Raw genomic sequence first — 15,172 nt, forward strand, 5'->3', positions numbered from 1 at the left:
CAGGAGAGGCCGCGTGAAAGAGACGGGCAAGCCGCAATATGGCAACGGGCAAACAAGCACCAGGACCACGCTGACCGCGCAGGACATGGACGAGGAACGTCTCGCCACCTACCCCACCACCGCCTTCCTTTCGAAGGACTACCTGGCAGCCGAAAAGACACTGCTCTGGCCGAAGGTCTGGCAGATGGTGGAGCGCGAGAGCGACCTGCCGAATCCCGGCGACTGGATGACGTACGACGTCGCGGACGAATCGATCATCGTCCTGCGGGGGGACGACGGCAGCCTGCGCGCCTTCCACAATGTCTGCCCGCACCGCGGCCGCCAGCTCGTCTCGGTGCCGTCGATGCTGCCCGGCAAAGTGCACGACGTGCGCGGCAACAACCGCAAGAGCTTCGTCTGCGGCTTCCACGGCTGGACGTTCGACCTGGACGGCAAGAACACCTACATCCTCGACCCGCAGGACTGGCAGAACAAGCTGACGCCGGAGATGACCTGCCTGTCGGACGTGCAGGTCGATACCTGGGGCGGCTACATCTACATCAGCATGGACCCCGATGCGGTGCCGCTGAAGGAATGGATGGGCCGCGCGGGCGAGATCCTGGATCACTTCGACCTGGCCGGCATGCACTACAAGTGGCGCCAGTGGGCGATCTACGACTGCAACTGGAAGACCGCAATCGAGGCGTTCCTGGAACCCTACCACGTCGCCGGCACCCACACGCAGCTGCTCGCTTATGGCGACTACTACGCGCTGTCGAAGCAGTACGGGCTGCACTCGGTCTCCAGCTACGACACCCGCGACAGCAAGTTCCAGATGAGCGAAAGCGCCGGCACCACCCGCGCCGGCAAGGGCGACGACGCGCGCGTCTCCACCTACGAACTCATCCGCGAAAACTACGAGACGGTGAACTACTCCGCCTCCACCGAAACGCTGGTGAATGCCGCCAGCCGCCTGGTGGACGAATTGCCCGACACCGCCACGCCGGGTGAGATCATCGCTCACTGGCTGAAATCCGCCCGTGCCGACGATGCCGCGCGCGGGGTGGTCTGGCCGGACGTCCCGCCGGAGATCAAGAAGGAGGGCGGTCTCGCCTGGGGCCTGTTCCCCAACCAGAACATCCTGCACGGCGAGACGTTCGCGCTCTGCTACCGCGTGCGTCCTTACGGCGACGACCCGGACAAGTGCGTGTTCGAAAGCTACGCGCTCGAACGCTTCCCTAATGGCGAGGCGCCGGAAACCGAATGGACTTATGCCGACCCGATCGGCGAGAACTGGGGTTCGGTGCTGGCGCAGGACTTCTCGAACATGCAGTTCGTGCAGAAGGGCATGAAGTCCAGCGGCTTCCGCGGCCCGCTGCCCAACCCGCACCAGGAGCAGAAGGTCATCAACCTCCACCGCAACCTGGCCAATTTCATGGACGGCATGGGCGCGCCGACGCGGCTGGAACTGGAGTAAGCCAAAAAGCCCGTCGTGCCGGAACGGTGACGACGGGCTTTTTGCGCGTTCAGGCGGCGGTTCGCGCCGTCACTTTCCAGCGCGAAAGGTCCAGCCCGCAGATCGCTTCCAGCGTCTCCACGTCGCGCGCATAGAAATCGCGCAGCTGTTCGCGCAGGCCCGGCGCGAGCGGGGGATAGGTCATTTCCCGCGCCAGCAGCGAGCGGACGTTCTCGAACACCGGGGTGCCGCGTAGCGGGCGCACCGTGTCTTTCAGCGGGGCCAGCGCCTTGCGCAGCGGCAGCGGCAGGATCGCGGCGCGGCTGTTGTTGGCGCGCTCCCGCGCGGCTTCCGGCCGATAGACCGGCGAGACGCCGATATGTTCGGACACGGCCTCGACGATTCGCTCGGGCTGCACGGTCACGTCGTCATAGAGGTAGATCAGGATCTGCTCGCGCGGAAACAGGTCGTACCAGCGCGCCAGATGGCGTGCATAGAGCCCGTCCTCCAGAAAGCGGGGGTAGGGATTGTCCATCGAGCGCAGGTATTCTTCCGGGGGCCCTTTCAAGGTGCCGCGGCGGTAGAACATCTTGTAGTCGGAATAAGCGCGCTCCACCGGGTTGCGCAGCTGCAGCACCAGCCGCGCCTGCGGCAGCGCGCGGGCGATCCGATGCGCGGCCAGCGGATGGGCAAGATAGTCGGCGGATTTCTCGCCGATCACCTGGGCCTGCGCAGGGCGGTTCGCGAAGAAGCCGCGATACCAGTCCTCGCCGCGATCGAATTCGGAACTGAAGTAGTGCGGCTCGGCATCGGGCATGAAGATCGCCGGATTGTCCTGAAGGCGCGCCTGGATCCAGGTGGTGGCTGCCTTGACCGCGCCGATGACGATGAAACCGGGATGCCATTCGGGGGTCATCATCGTGCCGTCGTCTCCATCATCGCCTCGCGCAGGGCTTCGGCCATGCGTGCCATGTCCTGCGGTTCCAGCGTGTGATCGACCGGGAACATCAAGGTTCGCCGGCCGAGGTCCACGGCATTCGCCAGCGCGCCGTCGCGCCGGACGGGCAGTCCGGAGAGCGCATGTTCGCGGCTCATGTCGGGGCACGATCCGCTTCCGGCGGGAATGCCGCGCGCCAGCAGACCGGCCAGCACCGCGCGGCGGCGCTCTTCCACCCGGTCGGCGCTGCCTTCCAGGCGGACATAGAACTTGTACCAGGCATGGCCCACTTCCGCCGGCGCTTCGGGCAGGATCAGCCCGGGCACATCGGCCAGCATTTCCAGCAGCGCCTCGGCATTGCGGCGGCGGGCGGCCAGCCAGCGCGGCAGCTTGCCGAGCTGGCAGCGGCCGAGCGCGGCCTGCATCTCGGTCATGCGATAGTTGGAGCCGGGCGTGTCGTGGATATAGCGGAAGGCGCCGGGCGTGCCGCCGCCGTCAGTGACCTTGAGGTAGCTCTTGCCGTGGTCCTTGAAGGCCCAGCCGCGCAGCCAGACCTGATGGTCGCGCAGCAGCAGCAGGCCGCCTTCGCCCCCGGTGGACATGATCTTGTCGGTGCAGAACGAGAAGGACGATGCCGCGCCGAAGGAGCCGACCTGGCGGCCGCGCCAGGTGGCGCCGTGGGCCTGGGCGCAGTCCTCGATGAGGTGGAGGCGGTGATCCTCGCAGATCCGGCCGAGCGCATCCATGTCGCAGGGCCAGCCGGCCAGATGGACGCAGAGCACGGCGCGCGTCGCCGGCGTCACCAGCCGCTCGACCGAGGCCGGATCGATGTTCTGGCTGACCGGGTCGACATCCGCGAAGACCGGCAGTGCGCCCACCGCCAGCACGCAGCTGGCCGTGGCGAAGAAGCTGCGGGCGGGGACGATCACTTCATGGCCCGGCCCGACGCCAAGCGCGCGCAGCGCCACTTCCAGCGTCAGCGTGCCATTGGCCAGGCACATCCCTTCCGGCATGCCGACGAAGCGGGCGAACTCGGCGGCAAAGGCGCGGTTCTCCCCGCCGTGCACGAGCGCATTGACCTTGCCCGAGCGCAGGACATGGGCGACCGCCTCGATCTCGTCGGCCTCGTGGCGGGGCCAGAGGCTGCGCACGGGCCGGGGCGGCACCGGCTCGGTCGCGGTCGTCGTCGCGGCCGATACCGCGGAGGCGTGCAAAGGACGGGTGGTGTCTGCCGCCGGCGAGGACGCATCCTCGACGGCGGGCGGGGAAGCCAGGTTCACGACAATGCTCTCCTCAAGCCTTGACCGGTTCGCCGGTGCCGTGCGGGTGGATCATGCTCTGGTTCTCGACCACTTCGAACCCGGCACTGCCGCTCGGCACCTTGACGAGGGTGTGCGTGATCCGCCGCGCTTCGGTGTGGTCGCCCAGTTCCACCGCGCGGGCGAGCCGGTCGATGCTGCGCGAGATGAAGGGCAGGGGGATCGGCTTGGACTGCGCCTCGAAGATGCCCTTGATGCCCGAGGGAAGCTGTTCCTCGCAGATGTCGAACAGCTCCTCGTAGAGCTTCTCGCCGGGGCGCAGGCCCACGAATTCCACCGGCACGTCGATCTCCGGCTGAAGTCCGTAGAGCCGGATCATGCGATAGGCGAGGTCGACGATGCGCACCGCCTTGCCCATGTCGAGCACGAAGATCGTGCCGCGCTGGGAGTTCTGGCTGAGCGCGGCCGAGCTGCTCTGGAGGATCAGCTGCACCGCTTCGCGCACGGTCATGAAGAAGCGCTCGATGTCGGGATGGGTGACGGTGAGCGCGCGGCCTTCGCGAAGCTGGCGGTGGAACAGCGGGACGATGGAGCCGCTCGATCCCAGCACGTTGCCGAAGCGCACGGTCATGAAGCGCGGGGCTTCCGGATCGTCCACGCCGCACATGTCCAGCGCCTGGCTGTAAAGCTCGCCCACGCGCTTGGTGGCGCCCATCATGCCCACTGGGTTCACCGCCTTGTCGGTGGAGACCTGGACCATGGCCTTGGCGGAATATTCGCAGACCGCGTCAGCGACGATGCGCGTGCCCAGGATATTGGTGTGGACCCCGGCGCAAGGGCTGGCCTCGACGATGGGCACATGCTTGAGCGCGGCGGCATGGTAGACGATGACCGGCCGGTGGCGCTCGAACACGCGGCGCACTTCGTCGCGTTCGCGGATGTTGCAAAGCTCGGGCTGGACGTCGAGATCGGGATACTGCTCGCGCAGCTTCATCTCGATGGCATAGAGATGGTATTCGCTATGCTCCACCAGCACGATGCGCGAGGGGCGGAAGCTGGCGAGCTGCCAGCACAGTTCGCCGCCGATCGTGCCGCCCGCGCCGGTCACCAGCACGCACTTGCCGGTGATCTGGCTGGTGATCTGCTCGCCCTCCAGCGTGAATTCGCTGCGGCCCAGCAGGTCCTTCACCGAAAGCTCGTCGGGCGCGGCACCGTGGTTGCGCTGGAGGATATGGCTCCAGCCGTCGCGGATGCGCGAGAGTTCGAGGCCGAGGTTGCGCGCGCGCGACGTCAGCCGCGCCATCTCGCGGTTGGAAAGGTCGGTGCCGTCGTCGCAGGCGATCACCAGCGAAGGGCGGCGGCCCTGGAGTTCCAGCGTTTCCACCGCATGGGCCAGATCGTCGTGGCTGCCGAGCACCGGTACGCTGGCGATCTGCTGCAGGGTATCGTTGTCGGCCGGAAGCAGGACGCCGGTGACGAAGAAGCTGGGCGTGGCCTCGCGGCGCAGCATCTCGATGATCGAGAGCGCCCAGTCGGGCGATCCCACCAGCAGCGCGCCGCGCAGGTTCTTGTTGTCGACATGCGCCGGCAGGATCTTGGCCGTGTGCGTCATCTTCTCGCGCAGGGCACGGCGGGCGCCGCGCACGAAGAACAGCGCGGTCATCGCGAAGAGCCACTGGGCCAGCGCGATCTCCAGCAGCTGCGCGCGTTCGGCGCGCACACCGGGCACGATCATGATCGCCACCCAGGCCAGCGCGAAGGCCGGCACCGTCAGCATCGCCAGCTGGATGGCATGGGCGAAGCTGAAGTAGCGCCAGCTGCGGCGATAGATCCCGGCGGTGTAGAACACGCCGATCACCACCAGGGCAAAGCCCAGGATGGCGCCCATGTGGCCGTCGGACTTGGGGAAGCCGGTCTTGCCGATCAGCGTGAAGGCCAGCGCCAGCGTGATCGACAGCACGATGAAGTCGATCGTCATCAGCACGGTATTGCGGAAAGTCCGCCGCAGGCTGAACTGCGTGGACGGAGAGCGCGAACGCCCGCCCGTCGATCCGAACTTGCGTACGCGCAGGAACCTGTTTGCGGAGCCGACGCTCATCGTCGAGGCACTGCTTCCCGTGGCGGTATGACTCATCGCGTCGACCTTTTCAGCTTTTCGGGCCCAATTTCCCCGGTGCATCCTGCCTCCCGGCGTTCCGGAGCAGTGCCCGTGGCAGTTTCCGCGGGTCCGGCTTTTCCGGCTCCTTCTTTCCGGCGCCGTTTTTCAGGACCGGAAAAATGCTCGGGGGGCCGCACCCGGCCTCATCGATTCATGATCTATTGACCAATTTCAGGGCGCGCACTTGTGCATGAAGCCATCAGCCGTAATTGCCGATTCTCTTGCGAATAGGTCGCGCCTTCGACTGTCGGACATGGGGGTGATCCAAAGGGAGCGGGCGCCCTTGCCGGAAACCATCCCTTAATCGCCGCGGGCCATCTCGAAGGGCTATCAGCCGATTAGTCGCTTGCGATCGGCGGTCCGAGGGTCATCATTCAGGGCGACATCGGGATGGGGCACACACGCGGGGGCGTGGGGGCTGCCTTGCGGCACCATCCGTCAGCCTGGGGCTCGATTACGCAATGAAGATACTCGTCCTGTCCAGTCTTGCCTATTCGCTCACCAATTTCCGGGGCGCCTTGCTGCGGGAATTGAAGGCGAACGGGCATGAAGTCGTCGCCGTGGCGCCTGACCAGAACGCCGCCGTGGAACGCGATCTCGCGGCCTGGGGCATAGGCTTCAGGATCGTGCCGATGGCGCGCACCGGCACCAATCCGGTCAAGGATGCGGCCCTGCTGTCCGCTTACGTCAAGTTGATGATGGCCGAAAAGCCGGACCTGGTCCTGGCCTATACCCAGAAGCCGATCATCTACGGCGGGATCGCCGCACGCATGCTCTGCGTGCCGCGCTTCTTCGCGCTGATGTCGGGGCTGGGCTACGTCTTCAGCGAGGATTCCAGCGCCCGCAAGGGCCTGCGCTGGGCCGTGACCCGGCTTTACCGCGAGGCGGTTCGCCGCGCCCGGGGCGTCTTCGTGTTCAATGCCGACGACCGGCAGGACATGATCGACCTCGGTATCGTCACGTCGCGCCAGAACGTGGTGCAAGTGCCAGGCTCGGGCATCGATCTCGAACGCTTTCGGCTGGAGCCGCTGCCGCGCAACCGCCTGCGCTTCCTGCTGGTCGGCCGGCTGATGCGCGATAAGGGCATCTACGAATTCGTCGAGGCGGCCCGGCAGCTCAAGCTGGACAATCCCGAAGTCGAATTCTGCGTGCTCGGCCATTACGAGCGCGACAATCCGACCGGGATCGACGAAGTCGAATGCGCCCGGCTGGCGCGGCAGTTCCCCGTTCAGTTCATCCCCGGCACCAGCGACGTGCGGCCCTATCTCGCGAGCTGCTCGGTCTTCGTGCTGCCGTCCTACTACCGCGAGGGCCTGCCGCGCACGATCCTCGAAGCCATGGCCACCGGCCGTCCGATCATCACCACCGACATGCCCGGCTGCCGCGAGCCGATCATCGAGGGCGAGAACGGCTTCCTGGTGGCACCGCGCGACGCGGGCGCGCTCAAGGCGGCGATGCAGCGCTTCATCGAGGCGCCCTCGCTGGTGACGAGCATGGCCGCGCGCTCACGGGATCTGGCCGAGAAGATCTACGACGTGCGCAAGGTGAACCACCAGCTGCTCGACGAGATGGATCTCCTGCGCGAACCCTGGAACGAGCCGGCGACGATCCGCTCGGAACCGGCGCCGTCGGACGACCGGCCGCCCGAATCCGCCGGGCCGCGCCTCCAGAGTGCAGGGCCTTCGCGGGCGATCGCGGGTTAGAGCGGTCACTCCAGTTTTTCGTTTTTCGCATTTTCCGAGTCATCCGGTGTCCTAACCGATGCGAAAGTGCTCTGAAGTCAGGATCGGGGGCAAGGCAATGCGGGCTGTCGTGATCGGCGCCGTGGGGAGCACGCAGGTGCTCGTCGAAGAACTGGCCGAGGCGCCGGGCTGGGACCTCACGTTGGTCGGCACCTTGCCGCCCGAACTGCACGGGCGGCACTCGGACCTGGTCGACATGGCGCCATTCGCCGAAAGGGCAGGGGCGCGGCTCGCCCATATCGCGCGCACCAACGATGCCGAGGTGCTGGACATGGTTCGCGCCGAGCGGCCCGACTACGTCTTCGTGGTCGGCTGGTCGCAGATCGTCGGTCCGGAATTCCTGTCGATCGCCGCGAAAGGCGCGATCGGCTATCATCCCGCACCGCTGCCGCGCCTGCGCGGGCGCGCCGCCATTCCCTGGACGATCCTGCTGGACGAGCCGATCTCCGCGTCCAGCCTGTTCTGGATCGCCGAGGGCACCGACGATGGCGACATCCTGGGGCAGCACTATTTCCACCTTGCGCGCGATGAAACGGCGCAGGGCCTCTACGACAAGCACATGGATGCCCTGCGCACGATGTTGCGCGCGCTCCTGCCCCGCCTGGCGCAAGGCGAGCAGCCAAGGCAGGTGCAGGACGAGCGCTATGCGACCTGGGCGACCAAGCGCACTCCGGCCGACGGCCTGATCGACTGGCGCGATTCCGCGGCCGGGATCGACCGGCTCGTCCGCGCCGTGGGGCGGCCCTATCCGGGGGCTTTCACGCATGTTTCCGGACGCAGGATGACCGTCTGGGCCACGCGGCCCGTGGGCGGCGCGGACCGGCATCACGCCATCGCGGGGCAGGTCATGGCCAGCCGCGACGGGATATTGACCGTGCAGACCGGAGACGGGTTGCTCGAACTGACCGACTGGGAGCTTGCCGAGGGCAAGCCACCGGCCCTGCATGCCGTGCTGAAAGGATAGCGCTTGGCTCTCGATCACTATGGAAAGGTCCTCGTCGTCGCGCCCCATCCCGACGACGAGATCCTCGGCTGCGGCGGCACGATGGCGCGCATGGCGGCGGCGGGCATGGACGTGCAGGTCGTGGTCGTCACCAGCGGGCGGCCTCCCGCCTTCTCGGAAGACGGCGTCGCGCGGGTCCAGGCCGAGATGCGCCGCGCGCACGATCATATCGGCGTGAGCCAAGTGCACATGCTGGATTTTCCGGCCGCCTCGCTGGACGTGGTGCCTGCTGCGGAACTCAATGCGGCGCTCGGGCGCGTGGTGCGCGAAGTCGCGCCGGACACGCTCTTCGTGCCGTTCCTGGGGGACATTCACCAGGACCACCAGTTGAGCTTCCTGGCCGCGATGGTCGCCGCTCGCCCGCGCGACCGCACCGTGCCGACGCGGGTGCTGGCCTATGAGACCCTGTCCGAGACCAACTGGTACGCAGCGCCGATGACGCCGCCTTTCGTGCCCAACGTCCATATCGACATCTCGGCCACCCTGCAGCGCAAGCTCGATGCCTTCGCGCTGTTCGAGAGCCAGGTTCGCGACTTTCCCGACGAGCGCTCGCTCATCACCATCGAGGCCCTGGCCCGGCTGCGGGGTTCCACCGTGTTTTCCGAGGCTGCCGAAGGCTTCGTCCTGGTTCGCGCCATAGAGCGCTGAGGCCACGGCCGGCGCGACTCCCGGCACGCGCGAAAGGTCATCTTTCGATCGCGCCTGACGCTGAAAGCCGTGACCGCGCTTCGGGTCCCGCCCGGCGCAAGACGCGGGCGGCTCGTCGCACCGTCCCGGCAAGGGCGGGATCGCCGGCCGCCAGCCGCCGCCGCGGAGCTGCTCTTTACAGTTGGGCGGCCGGTCTTTGCCAAGAAGCGGCCTGCGCGTCAGCTATTGAAGCGGGAATACTTCGGTTTTTCTGACGCGATCCGAATATGTATAGATGGTGAATACTTTGCCGCGGCGTCGTGACGCCGGTTTGGGGCGGTCTTTCACCCCGACCCGATCGAGCATCGTAAAAAGGCTCGAACGAGCCCGAAAAATCTCCGAATCGATTCGCCCGGTTAGTTTACTGTACAACCGGGGAGGTAGTTGCCGGTAGCTTCTCACCGCAGTGCCGCGAGACTCGTGCTGCAGCCGCGAAGAGAATCGCCCTGGGCCTCAACCGATTCGCCGGCCCTACCTCCTGATCCCAGGAGGTTGCAGAGGATTGCAGCGACTGGGCAGTCGCAGCGCGAGTCGCATGGCGGAAATCCTCGACTTCCGGAAAAAGACGCCTCGCTCGCACCCGTTCCGCAGGCTGGCGCGGATCCCCTCCAGCCGTGCCTGGCAGGGGAAGGTATGTTAACTTTTGTAAGTTAACGTCTTGAAAAGGTGTAAGTTATCGAAAGACTACCTCTTTGGAGGTACAGTGTACCAGAATTATACGTTTGACTCCCTGCCCTCCAGAATGAACTTTTGGAAAGGGGGGGTATCCCACTGATCATAGGGGGAATTCGAAGGCACCTAGAATGCTCATTCACGGCTCGAATAGAACCTAACCACCCCCTCGACTTGAAGACGACAATATGTTCTAAGGTGATCTACCTAAGGTGTGGGTGGAAATAGGGGGCATGCAAAGGGGGGGCTCGCCATTCTGGCAAGGTCATCCAGCGATTGTCGTTGATTTTCTGATTTGGGATTTTCCGAAAGGGAAGTTCTTTGACTGTTCCGTCCTGCGCTTGGGTGAGTCAGGATCAGTCCCAAAATAATATCATAATACGCTTGGGTCGTCCGTATTTCCGTTATTCAGGAGAGAAAGACGATGTCGACTTTTGATGAAGTGTGCGTGAGCATTGTCGGTTTCAACTCCCTCGTGAGGGAAGGGATCTGCAAGATTCTCGACAAGTGCGAGTTCAAGTGCACCCGGTTCTTCAAGGACTGTGACGCGGTGCTCAGCGACAGCGATTCACCAACCGTTGGTCTTACCGTTTTCGACATGGGAACGTGTGGAGACCTGCTCGAATGCCTTCCGGCCATGAAGGAGCGCCATCCGCACATGCGGGCGGTCCTGCTGGCGGACGAATTCGAGTTCGGGCAGATGGTGGAAGCCTTCCAGCTTGGCGCCCATGCCTTCCTGTTGAAGGAAATCGGCTCCGAACCCCTGATCGAATCCCTGCGATTGGTTAATCAGGGTGAAAAGGTATTGCCCAGCGCGCTGCTGCAGCATCTGCCGCAGAAGCAGGTCATTGCCGAGGGCAAGGCCGAAGTGCAGGTCCAGCTCAGCGAGCTGCTTTCCGATCGCGAAATCGATACGCTGCGCTGCCTGGTCATGGGCTATCCCAACAAGGTGATCGCCTATCGTCTCGACATCAGCGAGGCCACGGTCAAGGTTCACGTCAAGGCCATTCTGCGCAAGCTCATGGTCCAGAACCGTACCCAGGCCGCGATCTGGGCCGTGAACCAGGGGCTCATCACGCACGGCGGCGACTTCCGCGAAACGCCGGACTTCGTGCCGGTCGAGGAAACGGTCCGCGCGCCGGTGGCCCTGGCCATCGCCCGCTAGGAAACGTCCCGAGCGCGATTTTGCCGCAACGGACCTGAATGACAGTGCTGGCCGGCCGATCCCATCGGCCGGCCGCTGCTTCCCAAAGCGCCGCTTCCTACACGCTGCGCCTTGATCGGATTTCTATTTTTCCCGGACCACGCAGCGAAAGCCGATGTGCGTCGTCGCCGTGTCGATCATTTCGGGATGGCGTGCGGCGGGGCGATAGCGCTGGCAGTAATTCGCAGCGCAAAGATGCGAGCCGCCCTTGATGACCTTGCGGCCGATACGGATCTGCGGCTGCGCGGGATCGAAGCTGTCCTTCAGCTTCGCGCCCTTGGGGTTGCTGATCGCGCAGCAGGAGCCGCCCTGCTTCTTGCCGGCGTCCGGCCGCTCCGACCACCAGTCGCGCGTCCATTCCCAGGTATTGCCGATCATGTCGTAAAGCCCGTAGCCGTTGGCCGGGAAGCTGCGCACCGGCGAAGTGCGTTCCCAGCCGTCCAGGCACTGGTTCGCGAAAGGGAACAGCCCCTGCCAGTAATTGGCCATCATCCGGCCTTCGGGCGCGAGTTCGTCGCCCCAGGCATAGGCCGCATCATCGAGACCGCCCTTGGCGGCGAATTCGAACTCGGCCTCGGTCGGAAGATCCTTGCCTGCCCACGTCGCGTAGGCTTCGGCATCGGCATAAGCGACGTGGATCACCGGATGATCCCAGAGGTCCAGCGCATCGATGTCGCTGCCCGGCCCGAGCGGATGGCGCCACGATGCGCCGAATTCGAAATTCCACCAGTTGGCCGGGTTGGACGTGTCCACCGGGGTCGCGCTCTTGCGGAAGACCAGCGAGCCGGCATGCGCCATCTCGGGCGGCATTCCCGGATAGTCCTTCGGATCGGGTGCGATCTCGGCCCCGGTCGTATGGCCGGTGGCCTCCACGAAGCGGGAGAAGTCGCGATTGGTGACGGGCGTCTCGTCGATCCAGAAGGCATCGACGGCCACCCGCCGCAGCGGGGCTTCCTCGGGGTAGAAGCTTTCCGAACCCATCGTGAAAGTGCCGCCCGGCAGGCGGACCATGCCGCGCAGGCGCTCTTCGCCTTCAGCCGAAGTCGGGGGCAGGGTTTCGGTCATCCAAAGTCCTCTCGGTCGATCTCGTCCCTGTCTAGGGGCGGATTTGCCCCGCGCCAAATGCCGAGTTCACGGCGTCATGCCGAAACTGTCCGGCCGAAAGCATCCGGCCGAAAGTTTCGGGAGGGGACGTGGATCGCGCGAAAGGCTCAGCCGAGTTCCTTTTCCTTCTCGGCATAGAGGCGCTCCAGTTCGGCGCGGCTCTTCTTCTCGGCAGCGGTCTTGAGCTGGCCGCAGGCGGCATCGATGTCGCGCCCGCGCGGGGTGCGCACCGGGGCCGAGATGCCGCCCCTGAACACGATTTCCGAGAACGACTTGATCCGCTCCGGCGTCGAGCATTCGTATTGCGCGCCCGGCCAGGGGTTGAACGGGATCAGGTTGACCTTGGCGGGCAGGTCGTACTTCTTGAGCAGGCGAACCAGTTCGCGCGCGTCGTCGTCGCTGTCGTTCTTGTCCTTGAGCATCACGTATTCGAACGTAATGCGGCGCGCGTTCGAGGCGCCCGGATAGTCGGCGCAGGCCTGGAGCAGATCCTCGATGCCGTACTTCTTGTTGACCGGCACGATCTCGTCACGGACATCCTTGGTCACGGCATGGAGCGAGACCGCCAGGTTCACGCCGATTTCCTCGCCGCAGCGGGCCATCTGCGGGATCACGCCCGACGTGGAGAGCGTGATGCGGCGCTTGGAAAGCGCCAGGCCGTCACCGTCCATGACCAGCTTCAGCGCGTCGCGCACATTGTCGAAATTATAGAGCGGCTCGCCCATGCCCATCATCACGATGTTGGTGAGCAGGCGCCCGTCCGAGGTGTAGCTGCCTTCCTCCTCGTCGTCGGCCACATCCGCGCCGTCGATGCCGTCGCCGAAGCTGAAGTCCATGCGGCCCTTGGGCCATTCGCCCAGCGCATCGCGCGCCAGCATGACCTGGCCGACGATCTCGCCCACCGTCAGGTTGCGCACCAGGCGCATGGTGCCGGTGTGGCAGAAGCGGCAGTTGAGCGTGCAGCCGACTTGCGAGGAGACGCAGAGCGTGCCGCGATCGGCGTCGGGAATGAACACCATCTCGAAATCGTGCGCGTCGGCCGTGCGCAGCAGCCATTTGCGGGTGCCGTCGCTGGAGTGCTGGGCCTCGACGATCTCGGGGCGGCCGATCACGAAGCGTTCGGCCAGCCAGGGGCGCATGGTCTTGGCGATATCGGTCATCGCCTCGAACTCGGTGACGCCGCGGTGGTAGAGCCAGTGGTAGACCTGCTTGGCGCGCAGCTTGGCGGCCTTGGCGTCGAGCCCGGCCGTTTCGAACATTTCGGCGATGCGCTTCTTGGGCAGGCCGATCAGGTCCAGGCGGCCGTCCTCGCGCGGGGTCACCCCCTCCACGAGGTTGGGACGGGGCACCGGCACGGGATCGATATGGCCCGGGATCGGCATCGGCCCGGCGCCGGAGGGGCCGGAAGGAGTCTGGTTCGCGTCTGTCATGATCGGGGGGGCATATAGTGCATCCGCGCTCAAAACGGAAGATGCGCGCTCGCGCAGGCCTGCGCGAACCGCTGCAATGCTTCGCGGGTTCCCGCCGCCTGGCGCTCGATGCCCTCGCTCCGTCGATCAAGTGTGACACAAAAACATCAGCAATTTCGTTGTGTTAGGTTCAGGAAACTCCTCCCGTATGACGATCATTTGACCAGTCCAGACGGGCCGGTCGCCGCCAACGGATGCCCGTCGGAAAAAACAACGAATGGAGCATCCCATGAAGAAGATTCTCGCCTGCCTCGCCCTCGGCACCGCTATCGCTTCCGTCCCCGCCATGGCGCAGGACACCGGCCCGGCCCAGCCCTTCGAAGGCTTCCACGTCGAGGCGCTGGCCGGTTACGACGTGACCAAGGCCGGCAGCAGCGTCGACGACGACGCCAATGTCGACAACGACCAGTCGATCGACGGCTTCGCCTATGGCGTCGGCGCCGGTTATGACTTCCGGTCGGGCAACCTCGTCTTCGGTCCCGAAGCCGAAGTGACCTGGTCGACCGCCAAGACCAAATTCGACGATGGCGATTTCGAAGGCTTCGGCCTCGGCAACGTCAAGACCAACCGCGATCTCTATGTCGGCGCGCGCGTGGGCTATGTCGTCACGCCGACCACGATGGTCTACGCCAAGGGCGGCTACACCAACGCCAAGTTCGACGTGCGCAGCACGTTCGGCACCGTGGAAACCAACCGCGACATCGATGCCGACGGCTGGCGCATCGGCGCCGGTGTCGAGCAGGCGATCACCAACAATGCCTTCGTGAAGCTCGAATATCGCTATTCGAACTACGAGAAGGGCGAGATGGACTACACCGGCGACATCGCGGACGGCCAGCGCTTCGACCTGGACCTCGACCGTCACCAGGTCATGGCCGGCGTCGGCGTCCGCTTCTAAGGCGACACGCGATTGCAGGGGGAGGGCGGGAGCGAGAGTTCCCGCCCTTTTCCGTGGCGCGTTTCCGTTGCGCGGCCGGTTTCCGTCAGTGCGGACAGCCGGGCGGAAAGCCCGGACATACCGCCCTTATTGCAGCTTCGCGCAGCCGATCAGCGCCGCGTCCATGGCCGAAGCGGCGCCGGAGAGCGCCCAGGCATTGACGAAGCGGTGGCCCTGGCGGTCGCGCGCCGTCACGGTCATGCGCGGCGCCGAGCGCATGGCCGCGACGATGGCGGCATTGTCCTTCTCGTCCCGCCCCCAGGCATCGCCTTCACCGGCCGTCAGCACGAAGCGCTCCCCGCCGAGCGACAGCGTCACTTGCGCGCCCTGCGCGATCCGCCGGGACAGCCGGAAATGGACTTGCCCGCGCGCCCCGCGCCGGGGCCAGGTGCCGACCGCCGCGAAAGGCTGGTACTCCCGCGCCGCAGCATTGGGTTCGGCCATGGCGATGGCATAGCACCGCGGTATCACCGGATCGCGGAACGCGCCCCAGCCGGCGTAGATCCCAAGGCTTTCCCGGGCGAGTGCCGGCGCGGGCGAGAGCGTCAGGGCGAGGCCTGCCATC

The 15,172-nt window shown here is 65.5% G+C and carries 12 protein-coding genes; 6 read left to right on the forward strand and 6 right to left on the reverse strand.

Annotation, left to right across the window (positions count from 1 at the left end; all coding sequences use genetic code 11):
• Positions 1 to 85: 85 nt before the first annotated feature.
• Positions 86 to 1,456: an aromatic ring-hydroxylating oxygenase subunit alpha gene (locus ACZ1J6_RS22415; protein WP_431568800.1), complete on the forward strand. Its 1,371-nt coding sequence runs from the start codon at positions 86 to 88 to the stop codon at positions 1,454 to 1,456.
• A gap of 49 nt (positions 1,457 to 1,505) precedes the next feature.
• Here the strand turns inward: ACZ1J6_RS22415 and ACZ1J6_RS22420 are convergent, their stop codons facing one another.
• From ACZ1J6_RS22420 to ACZ1J6_RS22430, 3 genes are read right to left on the reverse strand one after another with little or no spacing between them, the layout of a single operon-like run.
• Positions 1,506 to 2,354: a sulfotransferase family protein gene (locus ACZ1J6_RS22420; protein WP_243654011.1), complete on the reverse strand. Its 849-nt coding sequence runs from the start codon at positions 2,352 to 2,354 to the stop codon at positions 1,506 to 1,508.
• Positions 2,351 to 3,652 carry a DegT/DnrJ/EryC1/StrS family aminotransferase gene (locus ACZ1J6_RS22425; protein WP_431568703.1) on the reverse strand — a complete coding sequence of 434 codons (1,302 nt, stop codon included), beginning with the start codon at positions 3,650 to 3,652 and terminating at the stop codon, positions 2,351 to 2,353. The genes ACZ1J6_RS22420 and ACZ1J6_RS22425 overlap by 4 nt, the downstream gene beginning before the upstream one ends.
• A 13-nt stretch (positions 3,653 to 3,665) precedes the next feature.
• Positions 3,666 to 5,765, reverse strand: a complete 2,100-nt coding sequence (locus ACZ1J6_RS22430) for a nucleoside-diphosphate sugar epimerase/dehydratase (protein ID WP_165921304.1) — start codon at positions 5,763 to 5,765, stop codon at positions 3,666 to 3,668.
• A 485-nt stretch (positions 5,766 to 6,250) separates the two neighbouring features.
• On the opposite strand from ACZ1J6_RS22430, the gene ACZ1J6_RS22435 reads away from it, so the two are divergent.
• The 4 genes from ACZ1J6_RS22435 to ACZ1J6_RS22450 all read left to right on the forward strand — a co-directional run bounded on the left by ACZ1J6_RS22435 (position 6,251) and on the right by ACZ1J6_RS22450 (position 11,058).
• On the forward strand, positions 6,251 to 7,492 hold the full coding sequence (locus tag ACZ1J6_RS22435) for a glycosyltransferase family 4 protein (RefSeq protein WP_132261823.1): 1,242 nt from the start codon (positions 6,251 to 6,253) through the stop codon (positions 7,490 to 7,492).
• 97 nt (positions 7,493 to 7,589) lie between these two features.
• Positions 7,590 to 8,495: a methionyl-tRNA formyltransferase gene (locus ACZ1J6_RS22440; RefSeq protein WP_431568704.1), complete on the forward strand. Its 906-nt coding sequence runs from the start codon at positions 7,590 to 7,592 to the stop codon at positions 8,493 to 8,495.
• A gap of 3 nt (positions 8,496 to 8,498) precedes the next feature.
• The gene (locus ACZ1J6_RS22445; RefSeq protein ID WP_132261826.1) at positions 8,499 to 9,182 is read left to right on the forward strand and encodes a PIG-L deacetylase family protein; all 684 of its coding nucleotides are present in this window, start codon (positions 8,499 to 8,501) and stop codon (positions 9,180 to 9,182) included.
• Between the two features lie 1,135 nt (positions 9,183 to 10,317).
• A complete protein-coding gene (locus tag ACZ1J6_RS22450; protein WP_132261827.1) occupies positions 10,318 to 11,058 on the forward strand; it encodes a LuxR C-terminal-related transcriptional regulator in 741 nt (246 codons plus the stop codon).
• A gap of 123 nt (positions 11,059 to 11,181) precedes the next feature.
• Here ACZ1J6_RS22450 and ACZ1J6_RS22455 read toward each other — a convergent pair whose 3' ends face one another.
• Positions 11,182 to 12,108, reverse strand: coding sequence for a formylglycine-generating enzyme family protein (locus ACZ1J6_RS22455; RefSeq protein WP_431568801.1), 927 nt, complete (start codon positions 12,106 to 12,108; stop codon positions 11,182 to 11,184).
• A gap of 200 nt (positions 12,109 to 12,308) precedes the next feature.
• The gene (gene rlmN / locus ACZ1J6_RS22460; RefSeq protein ID WP_314463686.1) at positions 12,309 to 13,631 is read right to left on the reverse strand and encodes a 23S rRNA (adenine(2503)-C(2))-methyltransferase RlmN; all 1,323 of its coding nucleotides are present in this window, start codon (positions 13,629 to 13,631) and stop codon (positions 12,309 to 12,311) included.
• A 268-nt stretch (positions 13,632 to 13,899) separates the two neighbouring features.
• Here rlmN and ACZ1J6_RS22465 point away from each other — a divergent pair, with 268 nt between their 5' ends.
• Complete coding sequence (locus ACZ1J6_RS22465) at positions 13,900 to 14,568, forward strand: outer membrane protein (RefSeq protein WP_314463685.1); 669 nt, start codon at positions 13,900 to 13,902, stop codon at positions 14,566 to 14,568.
• A 126-nt stretch (positions 14,569 to 14,694) separates the two neighbouring features.
• Here the strand turns inward: ACZ1J6_RS22465 and ACZ1J6_RS22470 are convergent, their stop codons facing one another.
• Positions 14,695 to 15,171, reverse strand: coding sequence for a hypothetical protein (locus ACZ1J6_RS22470; protein WP_431568705.1), 477 nt, complete (start codon positions 15,169 to 15,171; stop codon positions 14,695 to 14,697).
• Between the last annotated feature and the right edge of the window lies 1 nt (position 15,172).

Source organism: Novosphingobium sp. BL-S-21 (genome assembly GCF_055521655.1).

What these genes read in the sequence shown, in the direction of transcription:
- ACZ1J6_RS22470 (WP_431568705.1), bottom strand. Translation starts at nt 15,171, where the DNA reads ATGGCAGGCCTCGCCCTGACGCTCTCGCCCGCGCCGGCACTCGCCCGG.
- rlmN (WP_314463686.1), bottom strand. Translation starts at nt 13,631, where the DNA reads ATGACAGACGCGAACCAGACTCCTTCCGGCCCCTCCGGCGCCGGGCCG.
- ACZ1J6_RS22465 (WP_314463685.1), top strand. Translation starts at nt 13,900, where the DNA reads ATGAAGAAGATTCTCGCCTGCCTCGCCCTCGGCACCGCTATCGCTTCC.
- ACZ1J6_RS22430 (WP_165921304.1), bottom strand. Translation starts at nt 5,765, where the DNA reads ATGAGTCATACCGCCACGGGAAGCAGTGCCTCGACGATGAGCGTCGGC.
- ACZ1J6_RS22420 (WP_243654011.1), bottom strand. Translation starts at nt 2,354, where the DNA reads ATGATGACCCCCGAATGGCATCCCGGTTTCATCGTCATCGGCGCGGTC.
- ACZ1J6_RS22440 (WP_431568704.1), top strand. Translation starts at nt 7,590, where the DNA reads ATGCGGGCTGTCGTGATCGGCGCCGTGGGGAGCACGCAGGTGCTCGTC.
- ACZ1J6_RS22435 (WP_132261823.1), top strand. Translation starts at nt 6,251, where the DNA reads ATGAAGATACTCGTCCTGTCCAGTCTTGCCTATTCGCTCACCAATTTC.
- ACZ1J6_RS22415 (WP_431568800.1), top strand. Translation starts at nt 86, where the DNA reads ATGGACGAGGAACGTCTCGCCACCTACCCCACCACCGCCTTCCTTTCG.
- ACZ1J6_RS22455 (WP_431568801.1), bottom strand. Translation starts at nt 12,108, where the DNA reads ATGGTCCGCCTGCCGGGCGGCACTTTCACGATGGGTTCGGAAAGCTTC.
- ACZ1J6_RS22450 (WP_132261827.1), top strand. Translation starts at nt 10,318, where the DNA reads ATGTCGACTTTTGATGAAGTGTGCGTGAGCATTGTCGGTTTCAACTCC.